This is a genomic window from Rubrivirga aquatilis, from assembly GCF_046845665.1.
In the GTDB taxonomy this organism is placed as follows: Bacteria; Bacteroidota; Rhodothermia; order Rhodothermales; family Rubricoccaceae; genus Rubrivirga.
Window position 1 is genome coordinate 1,281,998 of the sequence record NZ_CP177355.1, and the last position, 14,029, is coordinate 1,296,026.

The following is a 14,029-nucleotide window of genomic DNA, read 5'->3' on the forward strand; positions in this document are numbered from 1 at the left end:
CGCGCCCGCGTCACGTCGCCAGCTTGTAGCCGCGCCCGTGGACGGTCACGATGTGGCGCGGGCGGCTGGCGTCGGCCTCCAGCTTCTGGCGGAGCCCCGCGATGTGGACGTCGACGGTCCGCGTCGTCGGCGTCGCGTCGTAGCCCCAGACGTGGGTGAGCGCGTCGTCGCGGGTGACGACGTGGCCGCGGTGCGCCAGCAGGTGGCAGAGCAGGCCGAACTCCTTGGCCGACAGCTCGACGAGCGCGTCGCCCCGGCGGACCTCGGCGCGGTCTTCGTCGACCGTCACGTCGCCGAAGCGGTGGCGGCGGGCGCCCGGCGCGGCGCGCCCGGCCCGGCGGAGCAGCGCCTCGATGCGCGCCAGAAGCTCGGCCGTGTCGAACGGCTTGACGAGGTAGTCGTCGGCGCCCAGGCGCAAGCCGACGACGCGATCCGTCACCTGCCCGCGCGCGGTCAGCATCAGGACCGGCGTGCGGACGCCGCGCTGGCGCAGGTCGCGGACGACCGCGAAGCCGTCGCGTCCGGGCAGCCCCACGTCGAGCAGGACGAGGTCGAACGGCTGGGACGCGGCGGCCTCGAACCCGGCGTCGCCGTCGCCCGCGTGGTCGACGGCGTAGCCCTCGGCGCGGAGCCGGTCGCCGAGGGTGCGGACGAGCCCGGGGTCGTTCTCGACGAGGAGCAGCCGCGTCACGAGACCGGAAGGGTGAGGGTGACGACGGCGCCGCTGGCGCTCACCGCCTCGGCGGTCCCGCCGTGCGCCTCGGCCACGCGGCGGACGAGCGCGAGCCCCAGGCCCGAGCCCGGCGTCTGCGCCTCGACCGCTCGGCGCCCCCGGACGAATGGCTCGAAGACCGCCTCGCCCCCCGCAAAGCCGGGCCCGTCGTCGGCGACGGACACGGCGACCGCTGGCGCGCCGTCGAGCCGAGCGGAACGTGCCGCGAGCCGGATCGAGGCGCCGCCGTGGCGGGCCGCGTTCGCCAGCAGGTTGCGGAGCGCCGTCGCGAGCGCGTCGGGGTCGGCGGAGAGCGCCAAGCCGGGGTCGAGGTCGAGCGCGACCGTCGCGCCCGCGTCGTCGAGCACGGGCCGGGCCCGAGCGAGGGCGTCGGCGACCACATCCGCGACGGCAACGTGTTCGCGCCGGGGCGCCCCGCCATCGGCGCCCGCGTACGTCAGCACGGTCTCGACCATCTCGGCCAGCCGCCGGCTCTCGTCGCGCACGAGCGCCCCGTACGCCGCGACGCCGTCCGCCCCGACGACGCCGTCGGCCAGGTTGTCGCCGGCGGATTGGAGGACGGCGATGGGCGTCCGCAGCTCGTGCGAGACGCCCGCCACGAACGCGAGCTGCTGGGCCGCGAGGGCTCGCTGGCGCCGCGCCGACCCCACCATCAGCGCGACCGCCGCCGCCAGCACGGCGAGCACGCCGAACGCGACGGCCAATTGACGCCGCCGCAGCCCGGCCGCCGCCTCTGCCACCGACCCGGACCGGTGCCGCGCGACGAGCCGCCAGCGCTGCGCCGGCCCGTCGCTCTCCGTCGTCACCGACGCCTCGCGCGTCGTCTCCGTCGTCTCGCTTTCCTCGACGCCGCCCGGCGGGAGCGCGACCGCCAGCTCCTGCACTTCGCCGGGGCCGACGCCCAGGTCGAGGTCGGGGGTCTCGAACAACCCCACCTCGGGCGCACTGTCGAACAGCGCGAGCGACGGGTCGCGGGCGGAGACAAGGCGCACGTCGAACAGCTCGGCGCCGGGGAGCGCGTTCGCCAGCAGGTCGGGGACCAGGCGCTCGGCGAACACCTCGGGGTCGAGGGCGACGAGCACGAACCGGAGGTCGGCGGCGCCGGGCGGCAGCACGGGCACGAGCACGGCGGGCGGCGCGGCGGGGAGCGCACCGTCGTCCAGGCGGAGCGTGGCGACGGCCGTGCCCGGGGCGGGGACCAGGCGGGCGGGGAACGCCGCCAGCGCGTCGCGCCACGGGGCCAGCGCCTCGGGCCACGCGACGGGCCGCAAGCCGCCGTCCGCCAGCACCGACAGCGCGGGGTCGGGGCCGGGGCGGACCCAGTACACGGCGCCGACGAGGCCGGGGTCGAGTGCGGTCGCGCGCCACGCTGCCAGCCGGGCGGCGAGGGTGTCGGCCGGGGCGTCGCCGGGCGGGGCGCGGTCGAAGGCGTCGCGGATGCCCAGCATCCGGCCCGTCAGCGCGCGGTCGACCTCGGCGCCGCCGACCGCCAGCAGGCTCTGGAGCCGGGCCTCCTCGACGGCGCCCCACCGCCCGATCCACCGCCACTGGAGCACGGCGAGCAGCGCCAGCAGGGCCGCGAGCCCGCCGACGAGCACCACCTGCCGACGAGGGAACGGGCTCCGCATGGCCCCAAGATCGACGGCGCGCGCGCCGGCACCGCGCCACGGCTCGAGGTTTTACATCCTGAACATCGATCCGGCCTCCGCTTGACAACTCGGGCCCGCCGCGTCCCGACTCTTGGGATCTCACCTGCCCCCGCCCCGATGCGCACCCTCCTCCTGACCCTCGCCCTGCTGGCGCCCGCCGCCAGCGCCCAGTCCGTCGTCGGCGAGACCGGCGCGGCGCTCGACGCCTACCTCACCGAGGCCGGCTTTTCCGGCGCCGTCGTCGCCACCCGCGACGGGGCGGCGGTCCTCCGGAAGGGATATGGCGAGGCCGCGCCGGGTGTCCCGAACACGCCCGGGACTGCGATTCAGATCGGGTCGGTCGCCAAGCCGTTCACCGCCGCCCTCGTGCTCTCGCTCGTCGACGACGGCCGCCTCGACGTCGCCGCCCCGCTGGCGCGCTATCTCGACGGCGTCCCCGCCGACAAGGCCGGGATCACGCTCCACCACCTGCTGACGCACACGGCCGGGCTGCCCGACGCCATCGGCGACGACTTCGAGGCCATCGACCGCGAGGCGTATGTCGCCCGGGCCTTCGCGACGCCGCTCGACCGCGCGCCGGGCGCGGGGTACGCGTACTCGAACGTCGGCTTCGCGCTGCTGGCGGCCGTCGTGGAGACGGTCACCGGGCAGAGCTACGACGCCGCGCTCCAGGCCTTCCTCGGGACCGTGGGCATCGAGCGGACGGGCTACCGGCTCGCGCCCTCGGTCCCCATCGCGCACGGCCACGACGGCGACCGCGACCTCGGCCCGCCGACCGCCCAGCGGTGGGCGCCCGACGGCCCGTACTGGAACCTGCGCGGCAACGGCGGCCTGCTCTCGACGGCCGACGACCTGCTCGCGTTCACCGAGGCGCTCGACGCCGGCGCGCTCCTGTCCGAAGAGATCCTCCTGCTCGCCATGACGCCCCACACCGATGAGGGCGAGGGCTCCGGCTCGCACTACGGCTACGGCTGGGCCCTGTTCGAGACGCCGCACGGCCGGCTCGTCACCCACAACGGCGGCGACTCCGGCTCGTCGGCCGACCTCCTGTGGTTCGTCGACGCGGGCGTGACGCTGGCGGTGCTCGCCAACGACCGGGCCGTCGAGGCGTACGACGTGAGCGGGCCGCTGTCGGAGATCCTGTTCGGCGGCGAGCCCGAGCCGTTCGAGGCGGGCGCCTTGGTCGCCGTGCCGGTCGAGGCGCTGGCGTCGCGCGTCGAGGGGCGGCGCGCGCTCGCGTTCGTCGAGGCCGTCAACGACGGGACCGAGGCGGCGGCGCGGGCCTTCGTGGAGGCCCACCTCGACGAGGGCTTCCGGCAGGACCCGGACGGAATGGTGGGCTTTTTCGACGCCGTCCGCCAAGAGGTCGGGAACGCGCCGATCACGCTGTCGCGCGCCGAGGCTGATCCGGACGAGGGGATGCTGATCCTGTACGCCGACCTCGCCGACGGCGGGGTGTACCGCATCGAACTGGGGTTCGACGGGCCGCCCGAGTACCGGATCGCCGGGCTCTTTACCGAGGTCGTCGACCCCGACCGCGCCCAGTCCGAGTGCCCCGCGCCGCGCCTGCCCGACGACGCGTTCGGCGACCACGCGACGGCCCTGCTGGCGGCCCTGTGCGACGGCTCGCCCGAGTCGCTGCGCGCCTTCATCGACGCCCACGTTGACCCGTCGCTGGTCGACGCGGCGGGCGGCGCGGATGCGCTCGTGGCCGGCCTGGGGCGGCTGGCGGGCGAGGTCGGTGGGGGAGAGGTGGTCGGCGTGAGGCTGGCGTCGGCGACGGAGGGCACGTTGGCCATCGAGGGCCGCGACGACGTGCTCCGCGTGTCGCTGACGCTGGGCGAGGCGCCGCCGCACCGGATCGCCGGGATCGACGTGGAGGCGGGGCCCGACGGGCCGGCATTCGCGAGCGTCGACGAGGGGCTGGCGCACGCCGCCGCCGAGGCGGAGGCCGGGCGGTTCTCGGGCGTCGTGCTGATCGCCAGGGACGGCGAGCCGGTCGCCGAGCGCGCCTTCGGGTGGGCCGACCGCGCGCGCGGCGAGCGCGTCACGCCCGAGACGCGGTTCAACATCGGGTCGATCAACAAGGAGCTCACGGCCGTCGCCATTTTGCAACTCGTCGCGAGCGGGGCGGTCGACCTCGACGCGCCGATCGGCACCCTCCTCGACGGCTTCCCGGACGCCATCGCCGAGGCCGTGACGGTGCGGCACCTGTTGCAGCACCGCTCGGGCTGGGGCCACTACTGGGACCACCCGGTCTTCGTCGCCCGAGAAGCCGCGCTGACGGAGATCGGCGACTACCTCGCCTTTATCCGCACCCTCCCGCTCGACTTCGCGCCCGGCGCGCGCGAGCAGTACAGCAACACGGGCTACGAGGTGCTCGGGGCGATCGTCGAGGCGGCCTCCGGCCAGCGCTACGCCGACTACATCGCCGCGCACATCACCGCGCCCGCCGGGATGACGGACGCGCGGGCGGCGACGCACGGCGCGCCCGGCCACGCGACGCCGTACCTCGGGGCGGGCTACGACCGGCCCGCGCCCATCGCCAAGCACGGCACGGCGGCGGGCGGCGGGTATGCGACCGCTCGCGACCTCCTGCGCTTCCAGACCGCCCTGGCCGACGGGCGGCTGCTGACCCGTGAGATGCGCAACCTCCTCTTCAACCGCTTCGAGCCGACGGACGAGGACATCGAGCCGCAGCTAGGGATCGCGGGCGGGGCGCCCGGCATCAACGCGGTTTGGGAGTGGGACGCGCCGAGCGGGTGGAGCGTCGTGGTCGTCGCCAACCGCGAGCCGCCGACGGCCGAGGCGTTGGGCCTCGCGCTGATGCGCGCGGCGACCGACTAGGCGCCCCCGCCTCGGCGCCCACGCGGCTAGGGCCTGTGAGACAACGCCACTCGCGGGCTGCGAACGGTCCCTAACGGCCCCTCCAGCGTCGGGCTCGTCGTCCGGGGCGAGGCCCCGCTCTCCTCGCCCTCCTTGGTGGGCCCGCCAGGGCCTCGCTCTCGCCTGCGCTCCGACTTGTCTCACAGACCCTAGGGCGTCGGCGGGCGGCGGTCGTCGCGCCAGATCGAGACTACGAGCCCGAACCCGAACGCGGCGGCGAGCAGGAACAGCACGATCGCCAGCCCCGGGTACCCGAAGATGGTGAACGCCGTCGGCACCTGCATCAGCAAGGCTGCGCCGACGATGAGCGCCGCGAGCACGACGCCCGTCGCGATCCGGTTGGCCACCTTCTCGAACCCCGCCATCATCCCGGCCTCGTCGAACGCCCGGATGCGGAGCTCGAACCGATGCTCGACGAGTTCGTCGAGGAGGGTGTTGAGCCGGCCGGGCAGCTTCTGCGCGAACTCGCCAGCCTCCAGCGCCGCCGCGAACACGGCGCCCGGCGTCAGGTCCTTGCGCATCCGCCGCTCCATCACCGAGCCCGAGTGCTCGCGGATGACGGCATTCGGGTCGAAGCCGGGGTCGAGCACGCGGCCGATCTCGTCGAGGTTGAGCAGCGTCTTGCCCAGCATCGTCAGCTCGGGCGGCGGCCGGAGCCCGTGGAGGCCCTGGAGCCGGGCCACCTCCATCACGACGCGGCCCACGGGCAGGTCGGTGAGCGAGGCGTTCTGGAACTGGGCGACGAGCGCGCCGATGCCCTGCGCAAGCGGCTCGCGCTCGAAGGTGGGCAGCGGCGTGCCCATGCGGATGGCCTGCTCGGCGGCCTCGCGCCCGCGCCCCTCGCTGATGTGGAGGAGGAGTTGGAGCAGGCGCTCCTGCATCTGGGGGTCGAGCCGGGCCACCATCCCGAGGTCGATCAGCGCGAGCCGGTGGTCGTCGGTGACGAACACGTTGCCCGGGTGGGGGTCGGCGTGGAAAAAGCCGTCGACCAGGATCTGGTCGAGGTAGGCCTTCAGCAGGTCGACGGCGAGCGCGTGGCCGTCGAGCTCGGTCCGCACGATGGGCGGGAGCGCGGAGACCTTGACGCCCGGGACCCAGTCGAGCGTGAGCACCCGGCTGGTCGTGTAGTCGGCGACGGGCCGGGGCACGACGAGCCGCTCGTAGCGCGCGAGGTTGTCGGCGAGGGTGTCGAGGTGGGACGCCTCCTGGCGGTAGTCGAGCTCGCGCAGGAGCGTCGAGCGGAACTGGGCGAGCATGGCGCCGACCCCGAACCGCCGGCCCGTCTCGGTGTGGGCGTCGGCCAGCTCGGCGACCTCGCCGAGCGCGGCCAGGTCCTCGGCGATCGCGCCCCGGATCCCCGGCCGCTGCACCTTGACCGCGACCGGCCGGCCGTCGCGGAGCGTCGCGCGGTGGACCTGCCCCAGCGACGCCGCGGCTACGGGCTCGGACTCGAACGTGGCGAACGCCTTCGACAGCCGGACGCCCAGCTCCTCTTCGACGATCTGCTCGACCTCGGCGAACGGGAACGGCGCGATGTCGTCTTGGAGCCGGGCGAGCGCGTCGAGGTACGGGGGCGGGAGCAGGTCCGACCGCGTGGACAGCATCTGGCCCAGCTTGATGTAGGTCGGGCCCAGCGCCTCGAGGTCGGCCGCGAGCCGCACGGGGTCGCCGCCGGCGTCCGGCGCGTCCTCGGCGAGGATGGCCTCGTCGAGCTCCATGTGGGCGACGAGGTCGCGGCGGCCGTGGCGGGCGAGGAGCAGGGCGAGGTCGCGGTACCGCGCCAAGCGCGTGAGGGTCGGGGCCATGGGGCGGGGGGAGGGGACGCCTGCAACGGCCCCACTGCCCGTCGGATTCCTCGGGTCTCCGGGCCCCGTCGCGCTAGCGGACCGCGAGCACGGCGCGGACGGGCTCGCCGGCTTGCGCGGCGGCCGAGCCCGGGTACGGGTCGAGCGACTGGAGCGTCACCGTGAGCCCGTCGAGCACGGCCGTGGCCGTCTCGCCGTCGCGCATGAGCTCGTGCGGCACCGACAGCACGGCGTCGTCGGCGCCGATGGCGACGCGGATGCGGGCGCGCCCGGCCTGGACGCACTGCACGCCTTCGGGGCAGCGGCTGTCCTCGACGACCTCGACGAACCGCAGCGTCCGGCCCCCCTCGACGCTCGCGGAGCCGCCGACCTCGACGGTGACGGGCGACGTCGGGCGGGCGGGGGCGGCGGGCGTCTCTGCCTCGGGCGGCGGGGCGGGGGCCGCCAGGGCGTCGGGCCGGGGCGTCTCGGCGGGAGCGTCGGCGCTCGCGCAGCCGGCGGCGCCCAAGGCCGTCGCCAGCGCCAGGAGGGCGATCGTGCGCAGCATCTAGCGGGCCTCGAACGAGGCGACGGTCACGACGGGCCGGTCGCTGCTGGGCGCCGTCTCGCTGGGGTACGGCGTCAGGGCGACGGCGAAGAGCACGCGCTGGCCGACGCGCACGCCGGCGTCCGGCTCGCGCTCGGGGTCGACGATGGCAAGCGTGTGGTCGGCGCCCTGGACCGTCAGGCGGACCGTCGCGCGGCCCTCCCAGACGCAGTCGACGCCCTCGGGGCAGCGGCTGTCTTCGGCGATGGCCTGGAACGCCAGGGTGAGGCCGTCGAGGTTGGCGCTCTCGCCGAGCGGCACGGCGACCTGGCCCGCCTGCGCGCCGACGGTCTCGTAGGTGGACCCACTGTCGCAGGCGGCGACCACAAACGCCAGCATGGCGAGCGGCAGGATCCGAAGGCTCGGAAAGGGGAGCGGCAACATGGCAGTGGGGGAAGGAGAGACCCCAAGGTCGGGCGCTACCACCCGGATTGATAGGGTGATCGGACTACTCCGCGCCCGCCTTGCGCTGCGCTCGCCACGTGTCGAAGGCCGCGAATGCGACGCCGAGCAGGGTGAAGAAACCGACATCGCCGAGCAGCCCGGCCTGCACCTCGGCCCACGTCTCGCCGAGCGCGAGGTTCAGCACGTTGACGAGAACGAGCGCGATGGCGGCAGCCGCCATGCTGCCAGGAAGGGCGCGGACGAAGGCGTCGAGCATGATCAGAGGCGGGTGCGGATGCCGAATTGGTGGGTCCCGCCGAAGTCGCCCCAGTTCTGGAAGGCGTAGTCGACCGAGACGCGGCGGAGCGAGACGCCGGCGCCGACCGAGACGCCCGCCAGGTCGAGCCGTCCGCCGGAGCGGAAGTCCGCGCCTCGGCGGCCGTTGTAGCCCGCGCGGACGGTGAACGTCTGGCCGAGTTGGAGCTCGCCGCCGAGCGCGAGGTGGTCGAGCGCGCGGTTGGCAAACGACGAGTCCGAGGCGGCGCCCTCGAAGTGGTGCAGGTCGACGCCCGCGACGGAGACCGTGAGGGGCACGTAGCGGAGCCGCTTGGCGACGGTCAGGCGCACGTCGAGCGGGAGCCGGTCGTCGGTGGCGCCGAGCGACGAGAGCACGGCGCCGACGTGGTGGACGCTGGCGCCCACGCGCAAGCCCTGCTCCTCGACGGTGTAGCTGAGACCGGCGTCGGCCGCGAGCGCCGAGCCCCCGGCGTCGTCCAAGCTGGCGAACAGGGCGTGGGCTGCGAGCCCGACACGGATTCGGGGGAGCACCTCGCGCGAGGACGCCAGTGTCACCGCCGCCTCGTTCGCCGAGAACGTGCCCGTCGCGTCGCCGCCGATCTCGTCGCGCCGCTCGAAGTCGCCGAAGGAGAGGTAGCGGACGGCGCCGAGCACGGTGAGCCCCCCAAACAGCCCGACGTCGCGGGCGTAGGCCGCCGACCCCGCGTTGACGTCGGCGACCAGGTTCGTGTAGCCGAGCGCGAGGGCCCCCGACGCGGTAGGCGTCAGCAGGGCCGGATTCGCGAACGCGGCGGCGGGGTCGCCCGCGAGCGCGGCGGGGCCGCCGAGCGCCGCCGACCGGGCGGACACGTCGAGGCGGACGAGGTCGTAGGCCGTCTGGGTCCGCGGCTGGGCGGAGGCGGCACAGCCGAACACGAGTGCGGCGGCGAGGAGAACGGGGCGCATGGCGGGAGGCCCGGGTGGCGGGCGGAGTCTGCGGGAACCGTCTCGAAGGGCCGTCTAGGCGTGTCCGGAAGTGGGACCGCGAAGGTACGGCCGCTCGCTGGCCTCGTCCGGTCACTCCGACGTGGCCTGCGGGGAGAGCGCCAACAAGAGCGGAGAGTGGGGTCTTACGTGAAAGGGTGCGCGGGGCGCGAGCCGGGAGCGCAGGGCCCGTCCGACCGCGCCGGGGACGCCCGCCCTGCTACGCCAGCTTCGCCTCGTCGGCCCACTCGCGGAGCCCCTGGGCCTGCTCGTCCGAGAGGGTCGGGACCGTCACGTCGAAGACCACGTAGAGGTCGCCCCTGTCTTTCTCCGTCTCGACGCCCTGGCCCTTGACGCGCACGCGCGTGCCGGGCTGGGTGCCGGGCTTGACCTTGAGTCGGACCGTCTTGCCGTCGGCCGTCGTCACCTCGCGCGTCGTGCCGAGCATGGCCTCGATGGCCGAGAGGGACTCGGTGATCTCGAGGTCGTCGCCGTCGCGCGCGAAGCGGCCGTGGGGCGTCACGCGGAAGGTGACGAAGAGGTCGCCGTTCGTGCCGCGCCCGCCCGGCGCCGGGTCGCCTTTGCCCGCCAGCTTGATCTTGAACCCGTCGCGGACGCCCTTGGGGACCTTGATGCGCAGCGTCTCGCCGCTTGGCACGCGGAACTCGCGGCGCCCGCCTTCGAGGGCTTCCTCGAACGAGATGCGCACGGTCGCGTCGATGTCGCGCCCGCCGCGGTACTGGGGCTCGGGGCCGCCGCCGCCGAAAAATTGGTCGAAGATGCCGCCGAGCCCGCCACTGCCGCCGCCGAAGGTGAAGGCGTCGTCGGCCTGCCCCGGCCCGGCACCCGTCGTGTCGACGCGGACGTAGGTGCCGTCCGGCGCGCGGTAGAAGCGGCCGTCGCTGGCGCCACCGAAGCCATCGAAGGGCGTGTTCTCGTAGCGTCCGCCGTAAGGGTCGCGGCGGGCGCGGTCGTAGGCCTTCCGCTTGGTTTCGTCGCCGACCACGTCGTAGGCGGCCTGGACTTCCTTGAACCGCTCCTCGGCGGCCGCGTCGCCCGCGTTGCGGTCGGGGTGGAATTCCTGCGCCAGCTTGCGGTAGGCCTTCTTGATCTCCTTGGCCGAGGCGTCGTCGGCGACGCCGAGCGTGGCGTAATGGTCGGGGGGCGTGGGCACGGAGGGGCGAGCTGCGGGAGGGGCCAGCGGTGTACCCCGATGGGGGGCTGGCCTGTTCCAAGGACCTGGATCAGTCGGTCGCGAGGGAGTCGGGCGCCAGCGACAGCGACGCGCGGGGCGCGAGCGTGTCGGGCCGGGCGCGGACGCGGTCGGCGGGCGCGCCCATCCCGACGACGCGGGCGCGAGCGGCGCGGACGGCGGCGGTGTCGCCGGCGAGCGTGAGCCGGACGCGCGGGTAGTCGGCGACGATCGCCGCGAGCGCGGCCGTGCCGGCAGAGTCGGGGATCGCCCGCGTGCCCAGCACGACGGCGCGCGTGCGGGCGGAGGCCTCGTCGAGCCCCAGCGTCCGCGCGGCCTGGCGCGCCAGCAGCTCCTCGGCTTGGGGGGGGAGCCGCCGGGTTGCCGCGTAGGCGACTTCCAGGGCCGGCGGGCCGCCCTCGGTCTCGATCCGGACCTCGCCGCCCACCAAGCGGACGCCGTCGGGCAGCGCCAGCCCTCGGAGCGACTGGGCCAGCCGGCCGCGCACCTCGGAGAGCGTCACCGGGATCGGCACCGGGCGCGGGTCGGCCGTCGCGCGCGTGGGGCTCGATGGGAGCGCGTCGGCGAACGAGGCGAGGTCGCCGGTCGACGCCAGCACCTGTTCGACGGTCAGCGTCACGGGCTCCTCGGCGGCCGTTGCCAGCATCGCCGTCAACTCGGCCTCGGCGTCGTCGCGGATCCACTCCGAGGTGGCGACGCGCAAGCGGACCGTCGTGGTGGTATCGCCGAGCGTCAGGTCCCGCTCGATGACGAACGCCCGGCCGGACTTTTCCAGTTCCGATTCCGCCGCGTCCACGGCCGCGTTGATGCGGGCCTCGCGGACGAACTGGCCGAGCGACGTGGTGAGCGGGACGGCCACGGCGGCCATGAACGCGACGACGAGCACGAACCGGCCGAGCGGCGTCGCCATGCCGGGGAGCCGGTCGAGCCACCGCATCCCGCTGACGCGTGCGGCGACGCCGGTCGCCTGGCCCTCGTCGTGCCAGGCCCGCGCCGCCTCCACCACGTCCGTCCGGTGCATGCCGATCAAGAAGAACACGCCCATGCCGCTGAGCACGATGCCCGCGAGGTTGGCGCCGAAGAGGAGCAGCGCGCCGCGCGTGAAGGCCCACTCGCCGATGGCGATCCCGAACCCGGCCACACCGAGGGGCGGGACGAGCGCGACGGCCACCGCCACACCTGGAATCGAGGCCGAGAGCCGCGCCTCGCGCGAGGCCGTCACGACGGCGCCCGCCAGGCCGGAGAACACGGCGATCGCCAAGTCGAGCGTGGTCGGCCGCGTGCGGCTGGCGATCTCGGCAGTGACGGTCTGGAACGGCAGCAGCAGCGTCAGCAGCGCCGCCAGCCCCACGATCCCGGCGGCGCCGAGCAGCACGGCGGCCGCGGTCTGCACGAACAGCCGCCCGTCGCCGACCGCCAGCGCCAGCGACAGGCCCAGGAGGGGGCCCAGGAGGGGGGCCACCAGCATCGCCCCGATCACGACGGCCGTCGAGTCGAGGACGAGGCCGAGCGTGGCGATGGCACCCGAGAGCAAGAGGACGGCGAAAAAGGGGACGTCGGTGTCGGTCGCCGCCTCGGCCGTCTCGCGGTAGAGCGCGGGGCGCTCCCAGGTGCGGATCCCGAACTGGCGCCGCGCGATCTCCTCGACCGCCGAGTCGGCGTCGGCGTCGGGGGCGTTGTCGAGGACCGGGTCGGCCGCCGCCTCCGAAAAGTCCTCGGCCTCGTCGGCCGGTGGGGGCGGCCCGTCGGCTTCCTTCTCGACCGACTGCTGGGCGGAGTCGGCGGCGGTCTCGGCGTCGTCCCTCGCCGTCTCCGCCTCGGCGCGGGCCGTCTCTGCGGCGCTCGCGGCCTGCTGGGCGTCTTCGGCGGCGGACTCCGCCTCGTCTCGAGAGACGCCGGTCGCGCGGTCGGAGAAGGAGTCGGACGGCATCGCGAGCGAGAGGGGACCCCGGAGACGCTCGCGCCCGCGCTCGGGTCCCGCGCGTCTCCGGGGTCCGGGGCGCTCCCCTTCGGGAAGAGCGGCCGCGGCCGTTATGCCGTGGCGTCGCCCGGCTCGGCGTCCGGCTGGCGGGTCTCGACGCCGCCGCGCGGGAGCGAGGTCGTCGGCTGCGGCGGCGCCTTGGGGGCGGACGTCTTGGCCGCCTGCTTCTCGGCCTTCTTGCGGGCGTCGATGGCCTTGTCGATCGTCTTCTTGAGCTTGCGGTAGGCATTCGGTCGCAGGGCGCCCGGCGGGAGCAGGAACGCCAGCGACCCGCGCCCGGCCGTCACGGCCGCCCACGTCTCCACCTCCACGTCGACGCGCGCGACGGCGGCCGTCTTCATCTCCACGCGCCCGCCGCCGATCAGCAGCGAGATCAGCCCGCTCGACGTGGGCTCGTGGCCGACCACCACGACCGTGTCGGCGTCGTCGGGCTCGGCCTGGATCTCGGCGAGCACGGCCTGGGGCGTCGCCTCGTAGAGCGCGTCCGTCACGCGGGCGGCACCGGTCCATCCACCGGCCTCGGCGGCCGTCGCCAGCGTCTCGCGGGCGCGGACGGCGGTCGAGGTGATCGCGCGGTCGGGCACGGCGCGGGCCGTCGTCAGGAAGCGGCCCATCTTGCGGGCCCCCTTCTGGCCGCGCTTCGCGAGGGGCCGCTCGTGGTCGCCGGCGTAGTCGGCGTCCCAGTCGGACTTCCCGTGACGGAGGATGAGAATCGTCTTCATGAGAGGCTAGGGGAGGATGCCGCTAGCGGCGTTTGGGTCGACGGGGGCGACGGGGAGCGAGGCCCCGGAGGGGTCGAAGAGGGCGGCGTACGTGAACACGATGATGAACCCGATGACCCCCACGATCAGGGCCACCAGGAAGGCGCTGTAGGACTTCTGGAGCATCTCGTACTTCTTCTGGAGCACGCTCCCGACGCCGTAGATGTCCTTCATCATCATCTCGTAGGTCCGCGTCGAGTCCATCACGACCTCTTTGAGCGTGTCCACAAACTGCGTCTCGCTCATGTGGCTGAAGTTGCCGAAGAAGAGCAGGTTCTTGCGTTTGACCAGCACTTCCTCCGGCGTCAGGACGGTGCTCTGGACGCGCGGCCGGGCCGCCAGCACGGCGAACACGAGCGACACCAGGCAGCCCAGCAGGAACAGCGAGGTCGGGATCAGCAGCCAGGGGTTCTTCTCGATGCCCGGCGCGATCGACGCGATCATGATGGACACGATCAGGCCGTTGATCGAGATCATGATGTTGGCCTTCGCGTCGGCCAGCGACGACAGGTCCATGTTGACCCGGTAGCTCGTCCGGAACAGGGTCTCGATGCCGCGCTTGGTGCCGAGTTCGGCGAGCGCCTGGTCGGCCGCCGAGACGGCGCCGCCGGACGGGCCGACGGCCGTCATCTCCTCGACCTGCTTCTTCTTTTCCTTCTCGTCTTTCTTGGGCGCGCCGTCGGCCGTGACGGGCACGTCGCGCGGGCCGGCCACCTGGCTCATGTCCATGGTGTCGCCAGCGGCGGGCGGGGTCGGGGTGTCGGTGTCCAT

At 74.5% G+C, this 14,029-nt stretch carries 12 protein-coding genes; 1 reads left to right on the top strand and 11 read right to left on the bottom strand.

What is annotated here, in order from left to right:
- Positions 1-10: 10 nt before the first annotated feature.
- Both ACLII4_RS05550 and ACLII4_RS05555 read right to left on the bottom strand, forming a co-directional pair.
- A complete protein-coding gene (locus ACLII4_RS05550; protein ID WP_412069904.1) occupies positions 11-691 on the bottom strand; it encodes a response regulator transcription factor in 681 nt (226 codons plus the stop codon).
- On the bottom strand, positions 688-2,361 hold the full coding sequence (locus tag ACLII4_RS05555) for a sensor histidine kinase (protein ID WP_412069905.1): 1,674 nt from the start codon (positions 2,359-2,361) through the stop codon (positions 688-690). The genes ACLII4_RS05550 and ACLII4_RS05555 overlap by 4 nt, the downstream gene beginning before the upstream one ends.
- A 138-nt stretch (positions 2,362-2,499) precedes the next feature.
- On the opposite strand from ACLII4_RS05555, the gene ACLII4_RS05560 reads away from it, so the two are divergent.
- Complete coding sequence (locus ACLII4_RS05560) at positions 2,500-5,229, top strand: serine hydrolase domain-containing protein (RefSeq protein WP_412069906.1); 2,730 nt, start codon at positions 2,500-2,502, stop codon at positions 5,227-5,229.
- Positions 5,230-5,417: 188 nt separating this feature from the next.
- Here ACLII4_RS05560 and ACLII4_RS05565 read toward each other — a convergent pair whose 3' ends face one another.
- The 9 genes from ACLII4_RS05565 to ACLII4_RS05605 form a co-directional block, all read right to left on the bottom strand.
- Complete coding sequence (locus ACLII4_RS05565; RefSeq protein WP_412069907.1) at positions 5,418-7,073, bottom strand: ABC1 kinase family protein; 1,656 nt, start codon at positions 7,071-7,073, stop codon at positions 5,418-5,420.
- 73 nt (positions 7,074-7,146) lie between these two features.
- Positions 7,147-7,620 (bottom strand): hypothetical protein, encoded by a 474-nt coding sequence (locus ACLII4_RS05570; RefSeq protein WP_412069908.1) that lies wholly within the window; start codon positions 7,618-7,620, stop codon positions 7,147-7,149.
- Positions 7,621-8,043 carry a hypothetical protein gene (locus ACLII4_RS05575; RefSeq protein ID WP_412069909.1) on the bottom strand — a complete coding sequence of 141 codons (423 nt, stop codon included), beginning with the start codon at positions 8,041-8,043 and terminating at the stop codon, positions 7,621-7,623.
- A gap of 64 nt (positions 8,044-8,107) precedes the next feature.
- On the bottom strand, positions 8,108-8,320 hold the full coding sequence (locus tag ACLII4_RS05580; protein ID WP_412069910.1) for a hypothetical protein: 213 nt from the start codon (positions 8,318-8,320) through the stop codon (positions 8,108-8,110).
- Between the two features lie 2 nt (positions 8,321-8,322).
- A complete protein-coding gene (gene porQ / locus ACLII4_RS05585) occupies positions 8,323-9,285 on the bottom strand; it encodes a type IX secretion system protein PorQ (protein WP_412069911.1) in 963 nt (320 codons plus the stop codon).
- A gap of 238 nt (positions 9,286-9,523) precedes the next feature.
- Positions 9,524-10,477, bottom strand: a complete 954-nt coding sequence (locus tag ACLII4_RS05590; RefSeq protein WP_412069912.1) for a DnaJ C-terminal domain-containing protein — start codon at positions 10,475-10,477, stop codon at positions 9,524-9,526.
- A 70-nt stretch (positions 10,478-10,547) separates the two neighbouring features.
- Positions 10,548-12,446, bottom strand: a complete 1,899-nt coding sequence (locus ACLII4_RS05595; RefSeq protein ID WP_412069913.1) for a TIGR00341 family protein — start codon at positions 12,444-12,446, stop codon at positions 10,548-10,550.
- A 101-nt stretch (positions 12,447-12,547) separates the two neighbouring features.
- Positions 12,548-13,219 (bottom strand): SixA phosphatase family protein, encoded by a 672-nt coding sequence (locus ACLII4_RS05600; RefSeq protein ID WP_412069914.1) that lies wholly within the window; start codon positions 13,217-13,219, stop codon positions 12,548-12,550.
- A 6-nt stretch (positions 13,220-13,225) separates the two neighbouring features.
- Entirely contained in the window at positions 13,226-14,029 is an 804-nt protein-coding gene (locus tag ACLII4_RS05605; RefSeq protein WP_412069915.1) for a Pycsar system effector family protein, read from the bottom strand.

Coding starts and splice junctions, on each gene's coding strand:
- ACLII4_RS05555 (WP_412069905.1), bottom strand. CDS start 2,361: ATGCGGAGCCCGTTCCCTCGTCGGCAGGTGGTGCTCGTCGGCGGGCTC.
- ACLII4_RS05560 (WP_412069906.1), top strand. CDS start 2,500: ATGCGCACCCTCCTCCTGACCCTCGCCCTGCTGGCGCCCGCCGCCAGC.
- ACLII4_RS05565 (WP_412069907.1), bottom strand. CDS start 7,073: ATGGCCCCGACCCTCACGCGCTTGGCGCGGTACCGCGACCTCGCCCTG.
- ACLII4_RS05570 (WP_412069908.1), bottom strand. CDS start 7,620: ATGCTGCGCACGATCGCCCTCCTGGCGCTGGCGACGGCCTTGGGCGCC.
- ACLII4_RS05575 (WP_412069909.1), bottom strand. CDS start 8,043: ATGTTGCCGCTCCCCTTTCCGAGCCTTCGGATCCTGCCGCTCGCCATG.
- ACLII4_RS05580 (WP_412069910.1), bottom strand. CDS start 8,320: ATGCTCGACGCCTTCGTCCGCGCCCTTCCTGGCAGCATGGCGGCTGCC.
- porQ (WP_412069911.1), bottom strand. CDS start 9,285: ATGCGCCCCGTTCTCCTCGCCGCCGCACTCGTGTTCGGCTGTGCCGCC.
- ACLII4_RS05595 (WP_412069913.1), bottom strand. CDS start 12,446: ATGCCGTCCGACTCCTTCTCCGACCGCGCGACCGGCGTCTCTCGAGAC.
- ACLII4_RS05600 (WP_412069914.1), bottom strand. CDS start 13,219: ATGAAGACGATTCTCATCCTCCGTCACGGGAAGTCCGACTGGGACGCC.
- ACLII4_RS05605 (WP_412069915.1), bottom strand. CDS start 14,029: ATGGACACCGACACCCCGACCCCGCCCGCCGCTGGCGACACCATGGAC.